The sequence below is a fragment of the Neomegalonema sp. genome (genome assembly GCF_028688855.1).
Taxonomy (GTDB): domain Bacteria; phylum Pseudomonadota; class Alphaproteobacteria; order Rhodobacterales; family Rhodobacteraceae; genus Neomegalonema.
Map to the genome: position 1 here is coordinate 84,892 of NZ_JAQTXI010000009.1, position 14,271 is coordinate 99,162.

At 67.6% G+C, this 14,271-nt stretch carries 15 protein-coding genes; 9 read left to right on the plus strand and 6 right to left on the minus strand.

Annotated elements, in window-relative coordinates:
- Window positions 1-142: 142 nt before the first annotated feature.
- The 3 genes from PHN62_RS08735 to PHN62_RS08745 all read right to left on the minus strand — a co-directional run bounded on the left by PHN62_RS08735 (window position 143) and on the right by PHN62_RS08745 (window position 3,721).
- On the minus strand, window positions 143-1,408 hold the full coding sequence (locus PHN62_RS08735) for an ABC transporter substrate-binding protein (protein ID WP_300149178.1): 1,266 nt from the start codon (window positions 1,406-1,408) through the stop codon (window positions 143-145).
- Window positions 1,409-1,746: 338 nt separating this feature from the next.
- Window positions 1,747-2,805, minus strand: a complete 1,059-nt coding sequence (gene hemH, locus PHN62_RS08740; protein ID WP_300149180.1) for a ferrochelatase — start codon at window positions 2,803-2,805, stop codon at window positions 1,747-1,749.
- A 16-nt stretch (window positions 2,806-2,821) separates the two neighbouring features.
- On the minus strand, window positions 2,822-3,721 hold the full coding sequence (locus PHN62_RS08745; protein WP_300149182.1) for a class I SAM-dependent methyltransferase: 900 nt from the start codon (window positions 3,719-3,721) through the stop codon (window positions 2,822-2,824).
- Window positions 3,722-3,794: 73 nt separating this feature from the next.
- Between PHN62_RS08745 and PHN62_RS08750 the strand changes: the two genes are divergently transcribed.
- From PHN62_RS08750 to PHN62_RS08790, 9 genes are all read left to right on the plus strand, one after another.
- Complete coding sequence (locus PHN62_RS08750) at window positions 3,795-4,550, plus strand: double zinc ribbon domain-containing protein (protein ID WP_300149184.1); 756 nt, start codon at window positions 3,795-3,797, stop codon at window positions 4,548-4,550.
- A gap of 11 nt (window positions 4,551-4,561) precedes the next feature.
- Entirely contained in the window at window positions 4,562-4,825 is a 264-nt protein-coding gene (grxC, locus tag PHN62_RS08755; protein ID WP_300149186.1) for a glutaredoxin 3, read from the plus strand.
- Window positions 4,822-5,670, plus strand: a complete 849-nt coding sequence (locus PHN62_RS08760; RefSeq protein WP_300149188.1) for a carbon-nitrogen hydrolase family protein — start codon at window positions 4,822-4,824, stop codon at window positions 5,668-5,670. The genes grxC and PHN62_RS08760 overlap by 4 nt, the downstream gene beginning before the upstream one ends.
- A 97-nt stretch (window positions 5,671-5,767) precedes the next feature.
- Window positions 5,768-6,514: a FadR/GntR family transcriptional regulator gene (locus PHN62_RS08765; RefSeq protein WP_300149190.1), complete on the plus strand. Its 747-nt coding sequence runs from the start codon at window positions 5,768-5,770 to the stop codon at window positions 6,512-6,514.
- 62 nt (window positions 6,515-6,576) lie between these two features.
- On the plus strand, window positions 6,577-6,903 hold the full coding sequence (locus PHN62_RS08770; RefSeq protein WP_300149192.1) for a cupin domain-containing protein: 327 nt from the start codon (window positions 6,577-6,579) through the stop codon (window positions 6,901-6,903).
- Window positions 6,904-7,022: 119 nt separating this feature from the next.
- A complete protein-coding gene (locus PHN62_RS08775; RefSeq protein WP_300149194.1) occupies window positions 7,023-8,045 on the plus strand; it encodes an ABC transporter permease in 1,023 nt (340 codons plus the stop codon).
- Window positions 8,042-8,929 carry an ABC transporter permease gene (locus tag PHN62_RS08780; protein WP_300149196.1) on the plus strand — a complete coding sequence of 296 codons (888 nt, stop codon included), beginning with the start codon at window positions 8,042-8,044 and terminating at the stop codon, window positions 8,927-8,929. The genes PHN62_RS08775 and PHN62_RS08780 overlap by 4 nt, the downstream gene beginning before the upstream one ends.
- Window positions 8,930-8,933: 4 nt before the next feature.
- Window positions 8,934-9,773 carry an ABC transporter ATP-binding protein gene (locus PHN62_RS08785; protein WP_300149197.1) on the plus strand — a complete coding sequence of 280 codons (840 nt, stop codon included), beginning with the start codon at window positions 8,934-8,936 and terminating at the stop codon, window positions 9,771-9,773.
- Window positions 9,770-10,531, plus strand: a complete 762-nt coding sequence (locus tag PHN62_RS08790; RefSeq protein ID WP_300149198.1) for an ABC transporter ATP-binding protein — start codon at window positions 9,770-9,772, stop codon at window positions 10,529-10,531. The genes PHN62_RS08785 and PHN62_RS08790 overlap by 4 nt, the downstream gene beginning before the upstream one ends.
- 133 nt (window positions 10,532-10,664) lie before the next feature.
- Here the strand turns inward: PHN62_RS08790 and PHN62_RS08795 are convergent, their stop codons facing one another.
- From PHN62_RS08795 to PHN62_RS08805, 3 genes are all read right to left on the minus strand, one after another.
- Window positions 10,665-12,263, minus strand: a complete 1,599-nt coding sequence (locus tag PHN62_RS08795) for an ABC transporter substrate-binding protein (RefSeq protein ID WP_300149201.1) — start codon at window positions 12,261-12,263, stop codon at window positions 10,665-10,667.
- Between the two features lie 80 nt (window positions 12,264-12,343).
- Window positions 12,344-12,976 (minus strand): SGNH/GDSL hydrolase family protein, encoded by a 633-nt coding sequence (locus PHN62_RS08800; RefSeq protein WP_300149203.1) that lies wholly within the window; start codon window positions 12,974-12,976, stop codon window positions 12,344-12,346.
- Between the two features lie 13 nt (window positions 12,977-12,989).
- Entirely contained in the window at window positions 12,990-14,138 is a 1,149-nt protein-coding gene (locus PHN62_RS08805) for a mandelate racemase family protein (RefSeq protein WP_300149206.1), read from the minus strand.
- Between the last annotated feature and the right edge of the window lie 133 nt (window positions 14,139-14,271).

The window sequence follows — 14,271 nt, forward strand, 5'->3', positions numbered from 1 at the left end:
GGGCGTCCGGGCCTCGGGAGCAGGCGTGAAGCCTCCGCCCGCAGCGCCGGACGCGATGCGGATGCCCCGCGCGCACGCGGGACGGCGAATTCCGGGAGAAGGGAGCCCCTTCAGCCCCTGAGGGCCGGAAGCTCCGCGGGCCTCACCAGCCGCGGCCCTGAAGCCGCGCCAGACCGACCTCCAGCTCCTCCAGCGCTTCGGCGCCGGTCTTCTGGCCCGAGAGCACGCTGTGGGCGGCGTTCCAGAAGCGCGAGGAGACTTCGTTGTATTTCAGCTTCGTCGGGGCCGAGGGGCGCGGCACGGCGTTGGTGAGGATGTCCTTCCACATGATCGTGACGGGCTGCTTCTCGGCGATCTCCGGATCGTCGTAGAGCGCCATGACGGTCGGGAACTGCGAATTCTCGATGGCGCGGCGCTTCTGGGCCTCGGCGGAGGTGAGGAAGAGCACCAGCTCGGTGGCGGGCTCCTGAACCCGCGAATGCCGCGAGACCGCGAGATTCCAGCCGCCGAGCGTCGCCGCCGAGGCCTGGCCCTCGACCGAGGGCAGGGGAATGGCTGCGAATTTCCCCTTGATGACGGAATCCGCGCTGGAGCCCAGCCCGTAGGCGTAGGGCCAGTTGCGCATGAAGACCGAATTCCCGAGCTGCCAGACGCCCCGCGCCTCCTCCTCCTGATAGGAGAGCACGCCCGGCGGCGTGATTCCGTCGGAGATCCAGCCGCGCGCGCGGTCCAGAGCGGCGGCGGCTTCGGGATTGTTGATCGAGATGGTCCCGTCCGCCTCGACGATCTGGCCCCCGCCCGAGGACTTCACCCATTCGAGCGCGTTGCAGGTCAGGCCTTCGTAGCTCGCGCCCTGCCAGACGAAGCCCCACATGTCCTTGGCTCCGGCGGCGCGCTCGGCCTCGACGATCTTCTTCGCGGTGGCGGCGAGTTCGTCCCAGGTCTTCGGGGGCTGTTCGCCGTGCTTCTCCAGAAGGTCGGTGCGGTAGTAGAGCCCCGGCGCGTCGGTGAAGATCGGCAGCGCGACCAGCTTGCCGCCCACGGTCTGGGATTCGATGATGGCGGGGAAATGCGCCCCGACCACATCCTTTGCGGCTTCGGTCAGGTCGAGGAACTGATCCGCGAGCTGGGGCGCCCAGATCACGTCGGTCTGATAGACGTCGATGTCGTTCTTTCCCTGGGCCAGCCAGAGCCGGTATTGCCCGAATTGATCGGTGGTCGAGGCGGGCATGGGGACGATGGTCACCTTGTGGCCGGTGGCCTCCTCGAAGAGCTTGACCTCCTTGGCCATGAAGGTCGCGTCCTGGCCGACCGAGCCGAGGACCATCGAGATGTCGGCCGCGAGGACCGGAGTCGCCGTCAGGACTCCGCCCGCGACGAGAGCGGCGAGAGATGCGCGAAACTTCATGAAACTCCTCCCTGGAGCGTCTTTCCTGGACGGCCCTCTCATGAGGACGCCGAAGCGCGGAGGGCCTTTGTCGAAGCGTCGACCGAAAGCGGTCCGGGCGCGGCGCGGCGATTCCGGATCGCGTTTTGTCAAAACGCTTTGAAGATTAAAATCCCTGAAGAGCCACAAGGTGTCAAGGGAGATGGGGCGCCGGTCGGGCCGATTTCTCAAAGCGTTTTGGAAGAAATTCCGGAGGCCGGACGCCCCCGCCTCCCGGCCCGCCGCCGCGCGGAAAACGGAGCGGCCCGCCCCTTCGTCGGAAGGCGCGGGCCGCTGGAGATTCTGCGGAAGGGGAGGACTCAGGCCTGCGGAACGCCCGCCGGCGCCTCGGGCAGCCAGCCCGCAAGCTCGCGCTCGACGATGGCCAGCAGCGCCGAGACATGGGCGTCTTCGGCGTTGAGGCAGGGGATGTAGTCGAAGCGCTTCCCGCCCGCATGGACGAAGGATTCGCGGATCTCCTCGTTGATCTCCTCCAGGGTCTCGACGCAGTCGGCGGAGAAGGCGGGAGCGAGAATCGCGATGTCCGTCACACCCGAGCGCGCCAGATCGGCCACGCGCGCCACGGTGTAGGGCTTGACCCATTCCTCCTTGCCGAAACGCGACTGGAAGGCGCTCTCCACCCAGCCCTCCGGCCCGCCGAGGGCCGCGCCGAGCAGGCGGGTGGTCTCGCGGCATTGATCGGCGTAGGGATCGCCCGAGGCCACATAGCGCTCCGGCAGGCCGTGATAGGAGCAGAGGATGCGCTGAGGCGCCGGAGCCCCCTCGGCCTTGCGGGCCTCCAGATGGCGCCGGACGCTCCCGGCGAGGGCCTCCATGTAGAGCGGATGATCGTAATAGGCCGGGACCGTGCGCAGCGCCGGCTGACGGCGCAGCTTCATCAGGCCGCGAAAGGCCTGGTCGTTGGCGGTGGCGGTGGTGGCGGCGGCGTATTGCGGATAGAGCGGAAAGGTCAGGATGCGGTCGCATCCGGCTTCGGCCATGCGCCGGAGGGCGTCGGGGGTGTTGGGCTCGCCGTAGCGCATGGCGAAGTCGAAGACCACGTCGGCCTCGGGGCGCCGGGCGGTGAAGGCCTCGAAGAGCTTGCGCGTCTGCTCGCGGGTGATGGTGAGCAGGGGGGATTCGTTCAGCTCGTTGTTCCAGATGCCCTTGTAGGCCTCGCCGGAGGAGAAGGGCCGCTTGGTCAGGATGATTCCATTGAGGATCAGCCACCAGAGCGCCCGCGAGGGCGGGGGCTCGATCACGCGGGCGTCCCAGAGGAATTCCTTCAGATAGCGCCGCACGGACCAGTAATCGGTCCCGGAGGGCGTACCGAGGTTCAGCAGCAGAACCCCGAGGCGGGAGGCGTTGGGCGAAGTCATGGAGGGCTCCGGGATTTCAGAGGGGTTCGGGCTTGTCGTCGAGAGGATGCTCGGGGGTCTTCAGCGCCTCCGCGAGGCGGAATTGCGCCGAGCCCGGCTTCAGCGGCTTCTGCTGGCTTTCATGCGGCGCCCATCCTGTCAGGAAGGCGACGTCGAAGCGGATCTTCAGCGGCGGATCCAGAGCGAGGATCTCCAGAGCCCTGAGCAGGGTGTCGCGGCGCAGGAAGGCCCTCCGGCGCTCGCGCAGCGGATTGGACTCGCCCATGGCCTTGAGGTCGTGCAGCAGCCGCAGAGGCTCGCGATAGCTGGCCTCGATGCGGTCGAGATCGGCGGCGGGCAGGGCGAATCCGGCCCTTTGCAGCAAGCCCCCGAGGCTGCGCAGATCGGCGAAGGGCGCCACCCTCGGCGAGAGCCCGCCTGCGGTCTGGATCTCGGCCTCGGCGAAGGCGGAGCGCAGGTTCTGCAAGGTCTCGCCCGCCAGCATGGCCCCGAGAAACAGGCCGTCGGGCCTGAGCGCGCGGCGGATCTGGGTCAGGGCGCCGGGCAGGTCGTTGACGCCATGGAGCGTCAGGGGCGCGAGGATGAGGTCGAAGCTCCCTTCGGCCAGAGGAAGCGCCTCCTCGTCGGCCACGACCACCGGACCGAACTCCGCCGCGCAGGCCGCCATGAGCGGCGAGGACTCCACCTGGATCAGACTCCCGATTCCGGAGCGCCCGGCCAGAATCCGCGCCGGAGTCCCGTCCCAGGCCCCGAGGATCGCGACTCGCGGAAAGCTGCGCAAGACGTCCTCCAGCCGCTCGGCCAGCCGTTCGGAGACCTCCGTCAGCAGGAAATCCGCCTCCCCGAGGCTGCGGGCGGCGCGGTCGCGCCTCAGGCGCCTCAGGGCGGGGTCGAAGAGGGAGGGCGCGGCGGACATGAAGGCTGGGGGCTTCTCTTGGCTGAAGGAGGCGGCTTAGAATGGTTCTCAGGTTTATTCTCCGGAGGCCGCCTTGACCAGAGCCGCCGCATTGCGCCTTTTGACGCCCCTTTCGGATCTGCTCTTTCCGCGCCTCTGCCCCATCTGCGAGGCGGAGACCGAGGATGAAGGGCTCTGCGGCCCCTGCTGGCGCGAGGCGCGCTTCTTCGAGGGCCCGGAGCTCTGCGAGGCTTGCGGCGTCCCGGCGGAGGCCCCCCTCTGGCCCGAGACGCGGCGGCTCTGTCCGGATTGCTTCAAGCGGCCTCCGCCCTGGGAGCGCGGGCGCGCGGCCATGGCCTATCGCGGAGCGGGGCGGGCTCTGGCTCTTGCGCTCAAGCGGGCGGATCGTCTGGAGGCGGCGCCGCTCATGGCCCGCTGGATGGCGCGGGCGGCGGGGCCTCTGCTGGAGGAATGCGAGGCGGTGGCTCCGGCCTCGGCCCATTGGCGCCGGACTCTGCGGCGGCGGTTCGATCCGGCGGCGGAGCTGGCGCGGGCTCTGGCGCGGCTCGGGGGCAAGCCTTATCGTCCCGAATGGCTGCGGCGTCTGCGCGCGACGCCCTCCCAAGGCGGCTTGACCGCCGAAGAACGACGGGCGAACTTAGTCGGCGCCTTCGCGGTCCCGGAGCGCTTCCGGGCGGAGATCCGCGGAAGGCGCGTTCTGATCGTGGACGACGTGAGCACCACAGGCGCCACTTTAGGCGCGGCGGCTCAGGCTTTGACCGCGGCCGGGGCGAGGGTCGACGTCCTCGCCTTCGCGCGGGTCTGGGACGCAGAGGAAGACGCGGAATGAAGGAGGCGCCCATGGCGCGAGTCGAGATCTACACCGGACCCGCCTGCGGCTATTGCATGGCCGCCAAGGCGCTGCTCAAGCGCAAGGGCGTCGCTTTCGAGGAAAAGGAGGTCGGCGGAGATCCGGCCCTGCGCGAGGAGATGATCTGTCGCGCGGGCGGGCGCCGCACCGTGCCCCAGATCTTCATCGAGGGCGAGCATGTCGGGGGCTCCGACGATCTGCATGCGCTGGAGCGGGCCGGAGAACTCGACGCGAAGCTGGGGATCGGCGCATGATGGGCGAGAATAAAACTCTGCGCGTCGGGCTGATCCAGATGCGGGGCGGCCCCGACGAAGCCGCCAATTTCAAACAGGCCGAGGCTCTGATCCGCGAAGCGGCGGGCAAGGGCGCGCGGCTCATCCTGACGCCGGAGGTGACCAACCGCATCGCCGCCGCCGGATCGGGCGTTTCGGCTCAGGCCAGACCCGAGGGCGAGGACGGCTTCCTGAAGGCTTCGCAGGCTCTGGCGGCGGAGCTGGGCGTGTGGCTTCTGCTGGGCTCGCTGATGCTCAAGGCGGAGGACGATCCCGCGCGGGCGGCGAACCGCTCGATCCTCATCGACGAATTCGGCGAGATCCGCGCCCGCTACGACAAGATCCACGCCTTCCGCGCCGATCTGCCCGGCGGCGAGACCTATGACGAGGCGAAAAGGGTGCGTCCGGGGGCGCGGACCGTCGTGGCCGAAACCCCCTGGGGCGGGCTCGGCATGACGGTCTGCTACGATCTGCGCTTTCCGCATCTCTATCGCAGGCTGGCCATCGGCGGCGCGCGGCTCCTGACCATTCCCGCCGCCTTCACGGTGCCCACCGGCAAGGCCCACTGGCATGCGCTGCTCAAGGCCCGCGCCATCGAGACCGGAGCCTTCGTGCTGGCGCCGGCGCAATGGGGCGTGCATGGGGGCTCGGATTCCGGCACCCTGCGCGCCAGCTACGGCCATTCGCTGGCGGTGGGGCCCTGGGGCGAGATCCTCGCCGACGCGGGCGAAGGCGTCTCGGCGACGGTGGTCGATCTGGACCTCTCCGCCGTGGAGGAGGCGCGGCGGCGCATCCCCGCCTGGAGCCACGAACAGCCCTTCGCGTGAGGCGGCGCAGGCGCGGCGGAGCTTGTCAAGCCGCGGGATCTCGGGCTAGCTGCCGAACTGGCGGATGATCTGTCCGGCAGGCCATCGGGAGACCCCCATGAAGGAACCAGCCCGAGCCGCGCGTCCGCGCGGCGAGGAGACGCTCGCCGGACAGCTCGCCCAGGCCCTGCGCAAGGAGCTGGAGGCGGGCGCCTTCCGCCCCGGCGAGAAGCTGCCGAGCGAACACGAGATGACCCGCATCCATTCCGTCAGCCGGGCCGTGGTGCGCGAGGCCGTGGCCGCCCTGCGCGCCGACGGCCTTGTGGAGGCGCGCAAGGGCGCGGGGATCTTCGCGCTGGATCCGGCCGACCGCCCCTCGCGGCCCTTCGACGATCTGACCAGCTCGCGCATCTCCTCGGTGATCGAGCTTCTGGAGCTGCGCACCGCCTGCGAGATCGAGGTGGCGGCTCTGGCGGCGACGCGGCGGTCTCCGGCGCAGCTGGAGGGGATTCTCGAAGCCCACGCCCGGATCGGCGAGCTTCTGCGCGCCGGAGAGCCCACCCGAGACGCCGATTTCGCCTTTCACCTCGCCATCGCCGAGGCGACTCAGAACCGCCGCTTCCCGGAGTTCCTGCATCTGATCCGGGCGGGGGTCATCCCTCGGGGCGAATTGCAGGGCGCGGAGCCGGGGGCTCGTCCGAAGGACTACAACCTGCATCTCCAGGAGGAGCACGGCCGGATCGTGGACGCCCTCATCGAAGGCGACGCCGACCAGGCCCGCGAGCGGATGCGCGCCCATCTGCGCGGCAGTCTGGAGCGCTACAAGGCGCTCCTGCGCAGCGGGCGGAGCCTGGCCGAGGGTTGATGCGCTCTTGTCAGACAGGAAGGCCGGAGATATAGGGCGATCTTCCCCTGATGGAGATCCCCATGACCCAGACCGATTCCCTGCCCGAATTCCCCGTCCGGCGCGCCGATCCCGGCGTGGAGCGCCAGGTCCTCTCCGAGGATCCGGCGCTGATGGTGGTGTCCTTCCGCTTCGAAAAGGGCGCCGTAGGGGCTCCGCACAGCCATCCGCATGTGCAATCGACCTATGTGGCGCGCGGAATCTTCGAATTCCAGCGCGGCGGCCGGACCTATCTGCTCAAGGCGGGGGACAGCCTGATCGTTCCTTCGGGCGTCGAGCATGGCTGTCGCTGTCTGGAGGCGGGCGAGCTGATCGACGGATTCACGCCTCGGCGCGAGGATTTTCTCTGACGACCTGCTTGACAGGCGGCTTGCCGTGTGACAGTCCTTCCTAACTTGTCATACAAATAGCCGCTTCTGTCTGCCTTGTCGCAAGGGGCGACGGGAAAAGAGCGCGTCAGGGAGGAATCATGTCCACAGGTCGCCGGCGCTTGAGACGCGCCGCCGGGCAGCTCGCGAGCGTCGCGATCACGTTGCTCGGGCTTCTGGTTCTCACCTTCTTCATCGGCCGCATGATGCCCGCCGATCCTGTGCGGGCCATCGTCGGCGAGGACGCCACGCCCGAAACCTACGACATGGTCCACGCCCAGCTGGGCCTGGACCGCCCGCTCTGGGCGCAGTTCCTGCGCTACATGGGCGACGTGCTGACCGGGAATTTCGGCCAGTCGATCCGCACCGGCCAGCCGGTGATCCAGGACATCCTGCATGTGATGCCCGCCACCATCGAGCTGGCCACCTTCGCCATCGTGATCGGCGCGGGGCTCGGGATTCCGCTCGGGGTGCTGGCGGCGGTGAACAGGGACCGCTGGATCGACCATGCGGTGCGGGTCTTCAGCCTCTTCGGCCATTCCATGCCGATCTTCTGGACCGGCATGATCGGCCTTCTGGTGTTCTACGCCTGGCTGGGCTGGGTCGGCGGCTCGGGGCGGATGGATTATTTCTACATCGGCATGGTTCCGGGCCGCACGGGCTTCCTGCTGATCGACAGCCTGCTGGCGGGCCGCTGGGAGGTCTTCCGCTCGGCGGTCAACCACCTGATCCTCCCGGCGGCTCTGCTGGGCTATTCGGCCTCGGCCTACATCACCCGCATGACCCGCAGCTTCATGCTGGACCAGCTGAACCAGGAATACATGACCACCGCCCGCGTGAAGGGTCTTTCGCGCGGCCAGACCATCTGGCGTCACGCCTTCGGCAACATCCGGGTGCAGCTGGTGACCATCGTGGCGCTCTCCTACGGGGCGCTGCTCGAAGGCGCCGTGCTGATCGAGACCGTCTTCGCCTGGCCGGGCTTCGGGCAATATCTGACGAACAACCTCGTGATCGGCGACATGAACGCGGTGATGACCTGCGTGCTGATCGTGGGGGTGATCTTCATCCTGCTGAATCTGCTCTCCGACGTCCTGTATCGCCTCTTCGACCCGAGGACGAAATGACCGACATCGCATCTTCTCCTGCGCGCCTGCCGGGATGGCTGTCGGCGCTGCGCAACATCCTCGCCTATCTCCTGCGCTCTCCGACTTCGGCCTTCGGGCTGGCGGTGATCGCGGTTCTGGTCCTGACGGCGGCTCTGGCGCCCTGGATCGCCACGCATGACCCCTTCGCGCAGAATCTGGACAACGTGCTCCAGCCGCCGGGGAGCGGCCATCTCTTCGGCACGGACGAACTCGGCCGCGACATCTTCAGCCGCCTCGTCTACGGCGCGCGGATCACCTTGCGGATCATCTTCCTGGTGAGCGTGGTGGTGGGGCCCATCGGGCTGATCGTCGGGGCGACGGCGGGCTACGTCGGGGGCTGGATGGACGCCGTGCTCATGCGCGTGACGGACATCTTCCTGGCCTTTCCCTCGCTGATCCTCTCGCTGGCCTTCGTGGCGGCTCTGGGGCCGAGCCTCGGCAATGCGATCATCGCCATCGCCCTGACGTCATGGCCGCCCATCGCGCGTCTGGCGCGGGCCGAGACCATGACCTTCCGCAAGGCCGACTACATCGCCGCCGCGCGGCTTCAGGGAGCTTCGCCGCTGCGGATCATCCTGAAATCCATCATTCCGATGTGTCTGCCTTCGGTGGTGATCCGGCTGACGCTGAACATGGCCACGGTGATCCTGACGGCGGCCGGACTCGGGTTTCTGGGCCTCGGCGCCCAGCCGCCCGAGCCCGAATGGGGCGCGATGATCGCCACGGGCCGCCGCTACATGATCGACAGCTGGTGGCTGGTGGCTTGTCCGGGCGTGGCGATCCTCTGCGTGAGCCTCGCCTTCAACCTTCTCGGGGACGGCCTGCGCGACGCGCTCGACCCCAGACAGATGAACCGGAGGTGAGGCCATGACGGATCCCATTCTGGAAGTCTCCAATCTCTCCATCCGTTATCCGGGCGCGTCTTCGGAGGCGGTGCGGGGAGTCTCCTTCACGCTGGGCCGCGAGAGGCTCGGGGTGGTGGGCGAGAGCGGTTCGGGCAAATCCACGGTGGGGAGGGCGCTGCTCAAGCTCCTGCCCGGCGCGCGGATCACGGCGGACAGGCTCCGTTTCGAGGATCTGGACCTCCTCGCGCTTTCCGAAGCCGAGATGCTGAAGGTCCGGGGCCGACGAATGTCGATGATCCTCCAGGATCCGAAATTCTCGCTGAATCCCATCCAGCGCGTCGGGAGTCAGGTGGCGGAGACCTGTCTGCGTCATTTCCCCGTCAGCCGCGCCGAGGCTAAGGCCAAAACCCTCGAAATGCTGGCGGCGGTGAACATCCGCGATCCCGAGCGGGTGCATGACCTCTATCCGCACGAGATCTCCGGCGGCATGGGCCAGCGCGTGATGATCGCCATGATGCTGCTGGCCGATCCGGATCTCGTCATCGCCGACGAGCCGACTTCCGCGCTGGACGTCACGGTGCGGCTTCAGGTGCTGAACATCCTCGACGGGCTGGTGCGCGATCGCGGAATCGGGCTGATCATGATCAGCCACGACCTCAATCTCGTCCGCAATTTCTGCGACCGCGTGCTGATCATGTATGCGGGCCGGGTGGTCGAGACCCTGAAGGCGGGCGAATTCGACAAGGCGCAGCATCCCTATACGCGGGGACTTCTGGCCGCCCAGCCGCGCATCGGCGGGCCGCGCAAGCCGCTCGCGGTGCTGGACCGTCGCCCCGAATGGACAGAGGAGCTGCCCGCATGACCGCCTCCCTCGAGATCCGCGACCTCTCCATCACCTTCGGCGAAGGCCCGGACGCCGTGAAGGTGCTGCCGTCGGTGAGCTTCTCCGTGGCGCCGGGCGAATGCTTCGGGCTGGTCGGCGAGAGCGGTTCGGGCAAATCCACCGTGCTGCGCTGCGTCTCGCTGCTGACGACCATCTGGAGCGGCGAGGTCAAGATCGACGGCCGGGATCTGCGCGAACTGCCGCTCAAACAGCGCTGCCGCCTGATCCAGATGGTGTTTCAGGATCCCTATGGCAGCCTGCATCCGCGCCAGTCGGTGCGGACGACCCTCGCCGAGCCTCTGCGCATCCATGGGCTGGACGATCATGAAGGCCGCATGAAGCGGGCCATGATCGAGGTGGGCTTGCCGGTCGGATTCCTCGACCGCTTTCCGCATCAGCTTTCGGGCGGCCAGCGTCAGCGCGTGGCCATCGCGCGGGCGCTGATCCTCGAACCGGCGCTGCTGCTCCTCGACGAGCCGACTTCGGCGCTGGACGTCTCGGTGCAGGCGGAGATCCTCAATCTTCTGGCGCGTCTGCGCGAGGAGCGGGGGCTGACCTACGTCATGGTGACTCACGACCTCGCGGTGGTGGACCACATGTGCGACCGCTTCGCGGTGATGCTGCGCGGCGAGATCACCGAGATCCTGCCTCGCGAGGCCATCCCCGGCAATCAGGCGACGCATCCTTACGCCCGCGAATTGATCGGCGCCTCGCTGGATTACGAAGGGCGGGCTTGAGCCCCTTCGCTTTCTTTCTCCCCAGACTTGAGGCCGCGCTTCCCGCGCGGCCTTTTTTCATGGGCGGCCCCTGCGCAAAAGAAAGGGCGCGCTCCACGAGGGAGCGCGCCAGTCCGCCGCTGGGGAGGAAGCTTCAGCGGTTCTTCGTGACGCCCTCGAAGCGCGAAACCCAGGGGCTGACGATCATGCCCTCGACGTCGGCGCGATAGGCGGCGGTGTCCACCACTTCGGAGAAAGGCATGATCGGCGCGGCGACTTCATCCATATGGATCTGAATCGCTTCGTAATCGCGGATCTGGGTTGCGGGATCGCGCTCCAGAAGGGCCTCTTCGATCATCCGGTTCAGCTTGGCGTCGTAGAAGCTCACGCGCCAGCTCTGATAGTTGGTCAGGCGGGCGGCGTCGGAATTATCGGGGTTATAGGCCATGGAGCGCAGGTTGCTGTCGGGATGGGGCTGCTGTCCGCCGCCGCCGCGCCCGATGAGCAATTCGAAATTCCGGTCGCGCATGGCGCCGTAGATCTGATCTCCCGAGCCGGTGATCAGCTCCACCTGAAGTCCGCCCTGAGTCAGGGTGTTCTGAATGGCGGTGGCGGCCTTCATGAAGGGATCCTCCGACAAGGCCCGCAGAGTCACGCGGAAGCCGTTGGGATATCCCGCCTCCGCGAGCAGCGCCTTCGCCCGCGCCACGTTCAGCCGATAGCCCGGATCGGGCAGAAGCCCCATGGCGCCGGTGCTGATCGGCCGCTGATGCAGCTTGCCGTAATAGGGCATCACGGCGCGGTCGAGGCCTTCGTAGTCGATGAGCAGGCGCAGGGCCTCGCGGACCTTCAGGTTCTGGAAGCGCTCGTCCTTCATCGACATGGCGAGGTAATAGAACCCCGAGCCCGGCGTCGAGGCCACCGTGATCTCGTCGTCCGCCGCCAGAGCCTTGAGGTCGGGCGCCTGGAGCGAATAGGCGACGTCGATGTCGCCGCGCCGGAGCATCAGGCGTTGAGTCTGGGATTCCGGCAGATGCCGCACGATGATCCGCCACATCGCCGGAGCCGGGCCCCAATAGCCGTCGTTGCGCAAGAGGAGGATATGCTCGTTCGAGGCCCATTCCCCGAGCAGGAAAGGCCCCGAGCCCGCCGCGTTCAGCGTCAGCCAGCCCGCCCCGAGATCCTCGCCGCGCGCATGGCTCTGCACGACCTTGCTGTCGAGGATGGTGCCGGGGCCGTTCTGCGCCAGCAGCATGAGCAGCATCAGGGGATCGTTGGGCTCGGGCAGGGTCAGCAGGAAGGTATGGTCGTCGAGGGCCTGGAACTGCCGCTCCGAGCCCTCGGCGGAGAAGCCCCGCGACTTGAAGAAGGAGGATTGCGCCAGATTGATCTTCATCAGCCGCGTGAGGCTCCAGACCACGTCCCGGGCCGTGACCGGATTCCCCGAAGCGAAGACCGCGTCCTTGCGCAGATGGAAGACCACCGACATGCGGTCTTCGGCGATCTCCCAGCTTTCCGCGAGGCGGGGGAGAATGCGTTTGTCCTCGTCGAGGATGACCAGCGTGTCATAGATATTGTTGAGCACCTGCACGGTCTCGCGCCCGGTGATGGCGGCGGGATCGAGGGTCAGGATGTTGTTCATCGTCGTGGCGACGACGAACTGATCCTCCGGCGTGCGGGCCGAAGCCGGAGCCGTCAGACAGGTCGTGAAGGTCAGGGCCGCCAGAGCGGCGGAGGCGAAGAAGCGGTTCATGATCTCCTCCCGATCCCGCCTTTCCGGCGGGGGCCGCTTGCGATGCGCGGCTGTTCCAGCGCCGTCCTGCGGCGTTTGATTTAGTCGAGCAGGGCCGCGACCGGCCCCGCCAGAGCCCGCCCGAGGGCCGCCGTGGCCTCGGCCTCCAGATGGACGCCGTCGGCGGGCGAGGGATCGGCCACGTTGGCGGCGTCGAAGAAGCCGCAGCCCGTCGCGGCGGCGAGTTCGGCGTAGAGCGGAGCCAGAAGCCGGGATTCCGCGATCTCGCGCCCGCCCGCCGGAGCCTTGCCGCCGCTTCCCTCGCCGCAGAGCGGCGGCGCCACGATCAGGATCTTCGGCTTGGCGGAGCGGGGCTTAAAGGGGAAAGTCTCGACGATCTCGACGAGCCGCCGCATCCCGGCCTGAGCCGAGACCGCGCGTCCGCCGTGGATCGCCTTGAGGTCGTTGGTCCCGAGCAGGAAGATGACGAGATCCAGCGGCATATGCGCCGCCAGAGCCCCCGGCAGCGCCTTGGCGCCGTTGCGGCAGGCGGGTCCGCCATGATCGTCGCGGCAGGTGGTCCGCCCGCCGAGGCCGTCGGCGATCACCCGCGCGCGTCCGGCCAATTCGGCCTCCAGCGCGCGAGGCCATTGAAAGGCCGGAGGATGACGCAGCCCCGTCGAGGGATCCGCGCCCCAGGTGAGGCTGTCGCCGAAAGCGAGGATCTCCTTCATGGCGGTTCGCTCCTCAGGAGATGCGGTTGTTCTCGATGAAGTCGAAGTCGATCTCCTCGCCCAAGCCCGGGCGATCCGGCACATGGACGAAGCCTTCTCGGTCCATCGGATCGGAGAGCGATTTCAGGTAATCATGCCCGTCGTCATATTCGAGGAAGGGATGGAGCAACCCGCGCTCATACCAGCGGCAATTCTTCACGGCGGCGACCACCTGCAGATTCATGGCCGTGTTGCCATGGACTTCGCAATCCATGCCGAAGCTCTCGGCGAGATGCAGGGTCTTGAGCGCCGGCGTGATCCCGCCCACGTCGTTGACGCCGGTGCGCAGGATGTCGCAGGCGCCGCTCTTGATCCATTCGGCGCGATGCCAATGTTTGCCCGCCGCGCTCTCCGGCCCGATCACCGGGATGTCGAGGTTGTCGGCCAGCCATTTGTAGGAAGACATGGATTGCTCGTCCATGGCCTCCTCGATCCAGTCGAATCCGAGCTTCTCCAGCCCCTTGCCGAGCGCGAGGGCGTCGCTGCGGGAATACCAGTGGAAGGCGTCGATCATCAGGCGGACGTCCGGCCCGACGGCCTCGCGCACGGCGGCGCAGGCCTTGAGGTCCATCTTCACGTCGGGCGCCCAGCTCACCGGAGGCATCCAGGTGTGCAGCTTGATCCCCTGATAGCCGCGCTTCACGAGGGTCTCGGCGAAGCGGCCGTAATCCTCGGGGGTGGCGAGGCCGCCCTCCATCTCGTCGCCGCACATGATCGAGCCATAGGCCGGAACCTTGTCGCGATAGGCCCCGACGAGCTTGTAGACCGGTTGGTTCAGCGTCCGTCCGGCGAGATCCCAGAGCGCGCAATCCACCACGGCCAGGGTGCGGTCGGTCAATTGCGCCGCCGAGCCGCGTTGCCAATGCGCCAGATCCTGCCAGAGCCTTTCGCGGTCGCGGTGATCCTGTCCGATCAGCACCTTCCGGACGAATTTCTCGATCACATGCGGACGGAGGATCTCGGGGGCGGTGAAGGAATGGCCTTCATGGCCGTCCTCCGTGCGCAGGGTGAGCATGGCCTGAGGAACCTGATGGGCCGGACCCGGATGGGCGTGGCCCGCGCTGTCGGAATGACGGCGGGTCATGGTGCGGAAGACCCGGACCTCGACATCGGTGATGATCATGCTCGCTCCCTGAAGCTTCGAAGGCGTCCGCCTGAGGCCCGGCCTCTGAATCGGGCTGGCCGCGGGAGGGAGTAAGACATTCGTCCGGCATGATGTCAATATATGTCTGACAAGTTGTCGGATAACCTGATCC